Annotated in this window: 8 protein-coding genes; 5 read left to right on the plus strand and 3 right to left on the minus strand. The window is 67.6% G+C overall.

Features of this window, described 5'->3' with window-relative positions:
* Positions 1 to 252 precede the first annotated feature (252 nt).
* Positions 253 to 732, minus strand: coding sequence for a tRNA (cytidine(34)-2'-O)-methyltransferase (locus AC1DJN_RS19010; RefSeq protein ID WP_032978095.1), 480 nt, complete (start codon positions 730 to 732; stop codon positions 253 to 255).
* Between the two features lie 70 nt (positions 733 to 802).
* A complete protein-coding gene (locus AC1DJN_RS19015) occupies positions 803 to 1,279 on the minus strand; it encodes an XAC0231 family protein (protein WP_478039792.1) in 477 nt (158 codons plus the stop codon).
* A 405-nt stretch (positions 1,280 to 1,684) separates the two neighbouring features.
* Between AC1DJN_RS19015 and AC1DJN_RS19020 the strand changes: the two genes are divergently transcribed.
* From AC1DJN_RS19020 to AC1DJN_RS19035, 4 genes are all read left to right on the plus strand, one after another.
* Complete coding sequence (locus tag AC1DJN_RS19020; protein ID WP_478039796.1) at positions 1,685 to 4,534, plus strand: M16 family metallopeptidase; 2,850 nt, start codon at positions 1,685 to 1,687, stop codon at positions 4,532 to 4,534.
* Between the two features lie 195 nt (positions 4,535 to 4,729).
* A complete protein-coding gene (locus AC1DJN_RS19025; protein ID WP_025875855.1) occupies positions 4,730 to 5,047 on the plus strand; it encodes a DUF4156 domain-containing protein in 318 nt (105 codons plus the stop codon).
* A 102-nt stretch (positions 5,048 to 5,149) separates the two neighbouring features.
* A complete protein-coding gene (locus AC1DJN_RS19030; protein ID WP_025875853.1) occupies positions 5,150 to 6,166 on the plus strand; it encodes a 3-oxoacyl-ACP synthase III in 1,017 nt (338 codons plus the stop codon).
* Positions 6,167 to 6,291: 125 nt separating this feature from the next.
* Positions 6,292 to 7,182 carry an alpha/beta fold hydrolase gene (locus AC1DJN_RS19035; RefSeq protein WP_033832736.1) on the plus strand — a complete coding sequence of 297 codons (891 nt, stop codon included), beginning with the start codon at positions 6,292 to 6,294 and terminating at the stop codon, positions 7,180 to 7,182.
* Positions 7,183 to 7,274: 92 nt separating this feature from the next.
* Here the strand turns inward: AC1DJN_RS19035 and AC1DJN_RS19040 are convergent, their stop codons facing one another.
* A complete protein-coding gene (locus tag AC1DJN_RS19040; protein ID WP_025875849.1) occupies positions 7,275 to 7,700 on the minus strand; it encodes a YkgJ family cysteine cluster protein in 426 nt (141 codons plus the stop codon).
* 102 nt (positions 7,701 to 7,802) lie between these two features.
* Between AC1DJN_RS19040 and AC1DJN_RS19045 the strand changes: the two genes are divergently transcribed.
* Positions 7,803 to 8,937, plus strand: a 1,135-nt coding sequence (locus AC1DJN_RS19045) for a fatty acid CoA ligase family protein (RefSeq protein ID WP_478039794.1), incomplete at its 3' end; no start/stop codon positions are given.

Genomic DNA, 8,937 nt, shown 5'->3' on the forward strand with positions numbered 1-8,937 from the left:
TGACTTGGGTCCGCCTTGAAGCGAGCCGAGCACCGCAGGTCCGGCGGGGGCGGAGAGGCGCGGGTGTCTGAGCGCAGCGAGTTCCGCGCCGTCCCCGGCGGGCCGAGGAGCGCAGGGTACCGGTGCGCAGCACCGGCTCGCGGATGGCGGCGCGTTTCTTTTGGTTACTTTTCTTTCCGCGCGGAAAGAAAAGTAACGCCCATGAACGCATGCGCGCGCTTCAGCAATCGGGCGCAAGGGAGAAGCATGGCCTCACGCGCCGCCGGCAAACCCATGCTGGCGCCACGCCTCGTACATCACCACCGCAACGGTGTTGGACAGGTTGAGGCTGCGGTTGTCCGGCCGCATCGGCAGGCGCAGCCGGCGACCATCGGGCAGGGCATCAAGCACGTCCTGCGGCAGGCCACGACTTTCCGGGCCGAACAGGAAGGCATCACCGTCGTCGAACGCCACGCTGTCATAGCGGACGCTGGCACGCGTACTCAGGGCGAACAACCGCTTCGGTGCGATCCGCGCCAGCGCAGTGTCCAGGTCCGGATGCACCTGCAGGCGCGAGTACTCGTGGTAGTCCAGGCCGGCGCGCTTGAGCTGCTTGTCTTCCAGTGCGAAGCCGAGCGGCTCGACCAGGTGCAGCTGCGCGCCGGTGTTGGCGCAGAGCCGGATCACATTGCCCGTGTTGGGCGGGATTTCCGGTTGGAACAGGATCACGTGGAACTGGGGCGCGGCATTCATCGGCGCAGTGTACCTGCGACGGCGGCCGCCTTTACGACGCACGCCCCGCGCGGGGCAGGGCGGACGTCGCTTACGGGCGCAGCAGGACCTGGGCGGTTTCGGCAGCGAAGGCCTGCAGCTGGGCGGCGCTCGGACGCACCTGCAGGGCCGGCAGGTTGACGATCACCTGGTTGGCGACGCTGGTGGCGGCCGCTGCCAGGGTGGCGGCGTAGCGCTGGGCTTCCTGCTCGGCAGCCAGGGCGACACGCTGCTCCAGGCTCGGGCGCACTTCAACCGAGGCCAGGGTGGTGATCGGCAGCGCGGCGGCGACCGGGCTGGCGATGAAGCCGTCGCGCTCGGCCAGCTGGTCGACGCTGGGGCGCACTTCGACAGTGGCCAGGGTCGGGATGCCGCTGGCCTGTTCCCAGGCCTGCTGGACCAGCTGGTCGGCGGCCGGGCGGACCTGCACGGTGGACAGGGTCTTGATGGATTCGGAGGCCTGCACCGACGAAACAACCGCGGTGCCGGCGATCAGGGCGATGGCRATGGCRAKGGTCTTGGYGTTCATGACGGGGCCTRTTTAGTGTTGGTGRKCAGTGGTGTGGTAGTAAGGTAGAACACCAGTTCTGGGGATGCAAGCGGAATTTTCGATTTCCTGCTTTTGTTCAGTCTTCAGTCAGCTTTCGTCTGAAGCCCTTCCTGGCGCAGGAAGTACGAAGCAATCCCCGTGCCAACTTTTAGTCGTTGATTCATAAGGGTTTTATGACTCACCGAAAGTGTCCGCAGGGCGGACACCTGTCCATTCGGGGGGCTGCGGACACTGTCCGGACGTGAATCACCACCGTTCGTGACCCGGGGACGGCCAATCACGAAGGCCGATGGGGCCGATCACCCCCAGTGACTGGTGGCCGATACCGGTGGCCGCACGCCCGCGCTAGGATCGGGATTCACCTTCGTGACCAAGGACCCGGATATGTCGCTCACCCTGCGCCCGCGCGCCGCGCTGCTCGCTGTTGCTCTCAGTACTGCCCTCGGCACGCTCGCGCCGACCTACGCGCTGGCGGCCAAGCCGGCCGCGACCAGCAAGGTCGATATCCCGTTCGAGCAGTTCACCCTGCCCAACGGCCTGCGCGTGGTGGTGCATACCGATCGCAAGGCACCGATCGTTGCGGTCAACATCTGGTACCACGTCGGCAGCAAGGACGAGCCCGCCGGTCGCACCGGCTTCGCGCATCTGTTTGAACACCTGATGTTCCAGAGCAGCGAGAACCACGACGGCGAGTACTTCGAACCCTTCAAGCAGGTGGGTGCGACCGGCCAGAACGGCACCACCAATACCGACCGCACCAACTATTTCGAGAACGTGCCGACCACCGCGCTGGACATGGCGCTGTGGATGGAATCGGACCGCATGGGCCATCTGGTGGGCGCGATCGACCAGGCTGCGCTCGACGAACAGCGTGGCGTGGTGCAGAACGAGAAGCGCCAGGGCGAGAACCAGCCCTATGGCCAGGTGTGGGAACAGCTCAACCGCGCGCTGTATCCGGTGGGCCACCCGTACCACCACAGCGTGATCGGCTCGATGAACGATCTCAACGCCGCCTCGCTGGACGACGTCAAGACCTGGTTCCGCACCTGGTACGGCCCGAACAACGCGGTACTGGTGCTGGCCGGTGACATCGACCTGGCCACCGCCAAGGAAAAGGCCGCCAAGTACTTCGGCAGCATCCCGGCCGGCCCGACCATGGCGCAGCCGAAGGTGGACGTGGCCAAGCGGCTGGCCGACACCCGCGAGGTGATGACCGACAAGGTGCCGCAGGCACGCATCTACCGCGCCTGGAACGTGGCGCAGGTCGGCACCACCGACGTCGACCAGCTGCAGCTGCTGGCCTATGTGCTCGGCGGCGCCAAGTCCTCGCGCCTGAGCCAGCGCCTGCAGCACCAGGACAAACTGGTGGACAACATCAGCGCCGGCGCTTACGCCTCGCAGCTGGGTTCCAACTTCATGGTGATGGCCACGGTGAAGCAGGGCCAGGATCCGGCCAAGGTCGAAAAGATCATCGATGAGGAAATCGAGCGCCTGCTCAAGGAGGGCCCGACCGCCGAAGAACTGGCACGCGCCAAGACCGGCTCGCGCGCGGCGTTCATCCGTGGCATCGAGCGCATCGGCGGCTTCGGTGGCAAGGCCGATGCGCTGGCCGAGTGCACGGTCTACACCGGCGACCCGGGCTGCTTCCGCAMMTCGCTGGCCAACATCGACAAGGCCACCGCTGCCGACCTCAAGCGCCTGGGCGCGCAGTGGCTGGACAAGGGCAGCCACACCCTGGTGGTCGAGCCGGGTGAACGCGTGGCGCTGAAGGAAGACCCCTCGCAGGCGCCGAAGCCGTTCAACGTGCCGGCGGTCGACAGCAGGTACAGCACCCTGCCCGAGCAGGTGGACCGCAAGGCCGGCGTGCCGCAGACCCGCGAGTTCCCGCAGCTGAAGTTCCCGGCCCTGCAGCGCGCCACGCTGAAGAACGGCACCCAGGTGGTGCTGGCCGAGCGCCACGAGATTCCGGTGGTGCAGTTCAGCTACCAGTTCCCGGGTGGCTTCACCGCCGACCAGGGCCGCAAGCCGGGCACCGCCAACTTCACCATGAGCCTGATGACCGAAGGCGCCGGCAAGCTCGGCTCGCTGGCCTTCGCCGATGCAGCCGATGCGCTGGGTGCGGATCTCGATGCGTCCGCAGGCCTGGATTCGGTGGATGTGGAACTGTCCGCGCTGAAGGAGAACCTGGTGCCGTCGCTGGCGCTGTATGCCAGCCTGCTGCGCGAGCCGCGCTTCGAGCAGAGCGAGATCGACCGGGTCAAGGCGACCTGGATCGCCGGCATCCAGCAGGAGAAGGTCAACCCGGGTGCGGTAGCGATGCGCGTGCTGCCGCCGCTGCTGTACGGCAAGGGCCACCCGTACGCGATCCCGTTCACCGGCAGCGGTGACGAAGCGGCGATCAGCAGCCTGGGCCGCGAGGACCTGGTTGACTTCCACCGCGACTGGCTGCGCCCGCAGGACGGCACCCTGATCGTGGTGGGCGATACCACCCTGGCCGAGATCGTGCCGCTGCTGGACAAGCAGCTGGGCGACTGGAAGGCCACCGGTGATGCGCCGACGATCAAGGCCACCACCGCCGTGGCGCTTCCGAAGAGCCCGCGCGTGTTCCTGATCGACCAGCCGGGCGCGGTGCAGGCCAACCTGTTCGCCGGCCAGGTCGTGCCGCCGTCCAGCGACGCCAGCTCGACCCGCTTCGACATCGCCAACGGCGTGATCGGTGGTGACTTCACTTCGCGCCTGAACATGAACCTGCGCGAGGACAAGCACTGGTCCTACGGTGCCCGCACCAGCGCCAGCAACACCGTGGGCCAGCGCCCGTGGATGGCGATGGCACCGGTGCAGATCGACAAGACCGGCCCGGCCATGGCGGAAATGCGCAAGGAGATCGCCGAGTTCGCCAACGGCAGCAAGCCGGCGACCGACGCGGAAGTGGCGCGCATCCGCAACATCCAGACGCTGAGCCTGCCCGGCGCCTACGAGACCGCCAGCGCGGTGGCCTCGACCATCGGCACGATCGTGCAGTTCAAGCGTCCGGACGACTACGTGCTGCGCCGCAAGGCCGAGATCGAAGCGATGACCCCGGCACAGGTGCAGCAGGCGGCAGCGGAGATCAAGCCGCAGGCGCTGACCTGGGTGGTGGTGGGTGACCTCAAGCAGACCGAAGCGGCCGTGCGCGCCTTGAACCTGGGCGAAGTGACCGTGATCGATGCCGAAGGCAACCCGGTCAAGAAGTAAGTGATGTGCCTGCCCGCTCCGGCGGGCAGGCCTCTGGTGGTAGCGCCGGGCCGTGCCCGGCGAGCGCGCAGCGCGGCATCTGGACGCCTTCGAAGAACCGCCGGGCATGGCCCGGCGCTACCGCAGCCCTCTCCGGCTATCCCTGATTCAGACGGTTCAGGCACACTCCTGACATTCCCTTCCAGGATCCTGCCCATGCGCGTTCTGCTGCTGTCGTCCCTGTTGCTCACCGTCACCGCCTGCACCTGGGTGCCGATCGAACCGGCCGGCAAGGCGACCCGCGTGCTGCCGGCAGGCCCGGTACCGGCCGGCTGCATCTCCAAGGGCGAAGTGGTGGTGACCGTGAAGAGCAAGGTCGGCTTCTACAACCGCAACCCGCTGCGCGTGCAGGAAGAGCTGGAAACCCTGGCCCGCAACGAGGCCCCGACCACCGGCGCCAACGCCGTGCAGGCCGCTGCGGCCCCTGCCGATGGCAGCCAGCGCTTCGCCGCCTTCCAGTGCCCGCCGCGCTGAATCCTTCACCATACGGCCAAGGCTGAATTCGTAAAGATGCGGTGAAGGCCCGGGGGGTTATAGAATAGCGCCCCCTTTGCCTGAGCCTTGGCGCTAACCTCGATGCTCTTCAAGAATGTCTCGATTGCCGGCCTGGCTCACGTTGATGCGCCGCACACGCTGACGACCAAGGAAATCAACGAACGCCTGCAGCCGACGCTGGATCGCCTTGGTATCCGTACCGACGTCCTCGGCGACATCGCCGGCATCCACGCGCGCCGCCTGTGGGACAACGGCGTCCTGGCGTCCGATGCGGCCACCATGGCTGGCCGCAAGGCGCTGGAAGACGCAGGCATCGATGCGACGCAGGTGGGCCTGTTGATCAACACCTCGGTCAGCCGTGACTACCTGGAGCCGTCCACGGCTTCCATCGTGTCCGGCAACCTCGGTGTCAGCGACGAGTGCATGACCTTCGACGTCGCCAATGCCTGCCTGGCCTTCATCAACGGCATGGACATCGCTGCGCGCATGCTTGAGCGCGGTGAGATCGACTATGCGCTGGTGGTGGATGGCGAGACCGCCAACCTGGTGTACGAAAAGACCCTGGAGCGGATGACCGCGCCGGACGTCACCGCTGACGACTTCCGCAACGAGCTGGCGGCGCTGACCACCGGGTCCGGTGCAGCCGCGATGGTGATGGCCCGTTCGGAGCTGGTGCCCGACGCGCCGCGCTACAAGGGTGGCGTGACCCGCTCGGCCACCGAGTGGAACCAGCTGTGCCTGGGCAACCTGGACCGCATGGTCACCGACACCCGCATGCTGCTGATCGAGGGCATCAAGCTGGCCCAGAAGACCTTCACCGCCGCCAAGATCGCACTGGGCTGGGCCGTGGAAGAGCTGGACCAGTTCGTCATCCACCAGGTCAGCCAGCCGCACACTGCGGCGTTCATCAAGAATTTCGGCATCGACCCGAAGAAGGTCATGACCATCTTCGGCGAGCACGGCAACATCGGTCCGGCCTCGGTGCCGATCGTGCTGAGCAAGCTCAAGCAGCTGGGCAAGCTGAAGAAGGGCGACCGCATCGCGCTTCTGGGCATCGGCTCGGGCCTGAACTGCTCGATGGCCGAAGTGGTCTGGTAAAAAAGTCACCGCTGACCTGCTGCGCGCCGTCCGCACCTGCCAGCCAATCGCTCGCGACGGACAGCGATGATGTTTCCAAGTGTCCAAGGGCCGGTTCTACCGGCCCTTTCTACAGGTGCGATCCGATGTCCCAGCTTCCCGGTTACCCCGCCCACCCGCAGCGTTTCGAGGTCCGCCCCGGCCTGTCGATGAACTATCTCGACGAAGGCCCGCGCGATGGCGAAGTGGTGGTGATGGTGCACGGCAACCCGTCGTGGAGCTATTACTGGCGCACGCTGGTGGCCGGCCTGTCGGACAGGTACCGCTGCATCGTGCCGGACCATATCGGCATGGGCCTGTCGGACAAGCCTGACGACAGCCGCTACGAGTACACGCTGCAGTCGCGGGTGGATGATCTGGATGCGCTGCTGAAGCATCTGGGCATCACCGGCCCGGTGACGCTGGCCGTGCACGACTGGGGCGGCATGATCGGTTTCGGCTGGGCGCTGTCGCACCACGACCAGGTCAAGCGCCTGGTGGTGCTCAACACCGCCGCGTTCCCGATGCCGGCGGCCAAGAAGATGCCGTGGCAGATCGCGCTGGGCCGGCACTGGAAGATCGGCGAGTGGATCATCCGCACCTTCAATGCGTTCTCCTCCGGTGCCTCGTGGCTGGGCGTGGAGCGGAAGATGCCGGCCGATGTGCGCCGCGCCTACGTGTCGCCGTACAACAGCTACGCCAACCGCATCAGCACCATCCGCTTCATGCAGGACATTCCGCTGTCGCCGGCCGACAAGGCGTGGTCACTGCTGGAGCGCGCCGGCAAGGCGCTGCCGTCGTTCGCCGATCGTCCGGCCTTCCTCGGCTGGGGCCTGCGTGATTTCGTGTTCGACCACCACTTCCTGAAGGGCTTCCAGGCGGCGTTGCCGAAGGCGCAGGTGCATGCCTTCGAGGATGCCGGCCACTACGTGCTGGAAGACAAGCATGAAGTGCTGGTGCCGGAGATCCGGGCGTTCCTGGACGCGAACCCGATCTGATCGGTTCCCGGGTCGGATCCCGGTAGTGCCGGCCGCTGGCCGGCAAGCGCGCAATGCGCGCCGGGTTCATGAGCCAGCGGCCGGCACTACCACTACGCCGCGATTGGCGCCTGTGGCGAGGGGCTGTTGCCGTTGTCGTCCGGGTGGTCGTCGTCGTTGTCCGCACCGTCGCGCCAGCGCCAGTCGGCCAGGGTCAGCGGATCCAGCCCATAGGCGATGCGGGCCTTGTCGCACTGCGGGCTGGCCTTGCCGTACTCCCACGATGCATCCACCTCGCGGCACACGCTGGGGCGGTTGGGGTGGATCGTGCAGCGCGAATAGACGCCGATCTGGGCGTCCAGCGCCACGCAGCGCACCGGCTTGGAATGGGTGCCGCGCATGCACAGGCGGTGCGGGTCGAGCACCTCGGTGAGCTGGTGCGGCACGCCGCCGGGGGTGACCTCGTCCGATTCCATCCAGTGGAAGGCCACGCGGTACTGGGTGCAGCAGGCGCCGCAGGTCATGCAGGGATGTTGCATGGGCAAGCCGCCTCGGGCGGCATCGGGAAAGGGACGAGGATGCGGATTTTCCACGCTGGCGGCCGCCGCGCAAGAAATTCCGTAAGCGGCGACAATGAACGGATGAACCGATCCTGCAACATCGCCGCGCGGCTGCCCGAGCTGGCGCGTGAACGCCCCGACCAGATCGCCATCCGCTGCCCGGGCCGCCGCGGCGCCGGCAACGGCATGGCGGCCTACGACGTGACCCTGGATTACCGCCAGCTGGACGCCCGCAGCGATGCGATGGCGGCCGGCCTGGCTGGCTACGGCATCGGCCGTGGGGTGCGCACGGTGGTGATGGTGCGGCCGTCGCCGGAGTTCTTCCTGTTGATGTTCGCCCTGTTCAAGCTGGGCGCGGTGCCGGTGCTGGTCGATCCCGGCATCGACAAGCGCGCGCTGAAGCAGTGCCTGGACGAGGCACARCCGCAGGCCTTCATCGGCATCCCGCTGGCCCACGTGGCGCGGCTGGCGCTGCGCTGGGCGCCTTCGGCGACCCGTCTGGTCACGGTTGGCCGCCGCCTGGGCTGGGGCGGTACCACGCTGGCCGCGCTGGAGCGTGCCGGCGCCAACAGCGGCCCGATGCTGGCCGACACCGATGGCGAGGACACGGCGGCGATCCTGTTCACCAGCGGCTCCACCGGCGTGCCCAAGGGCGTGGTCTACCGCCACCGCCACTTCGTCGGCCAGATCGAGCTGCTGGGCAGCGCCTTCGGCATGGAGGCGGGCGGGGTGGACCTGCCGACCTTCCCGCCGTTTGCGCTGTTCGATCCGGCACTGGGCCTGACCTCGGTGATTCCGGACATGGACCCGACCCGGCCGGCCCAGGCCGACCCGGCGCGCCTGCATGACGCCATCCAGCGTTTCGGCGTGACCCAGCTGTTCGGCTCGCCCGCGCTGATGCGGGTCCTGGCGCGGCACGGGCGGCCGTTGCCGACGGTGACCCGGGTGACCTCGGCCGGTGCGCCGGTGCCGCCGGACGTGGTTGCCACCATCCGCAGCCTGCTGCCGGCCGATGCCCAGTTCTGGACACCGTATGGCGCCACCGAGTGCCTGCCGGTGGCGGTGGTCGAGGGGCGCGAGCTGGAGCGTACGCGCGCGGCCACCGAGGGCGGTGCCGGCACCTGCGTCGGCAGCGTGGTCGCACCGAACGAGGTGCGCATCATCGCCATCGACGATGCGCCGCTGCCGGACTGGTCGCAGGCGCGCGTACTGGCCG

Source organism: Stenotrophomonas sp. 05L414_2, from assembly GCF_056397905.1.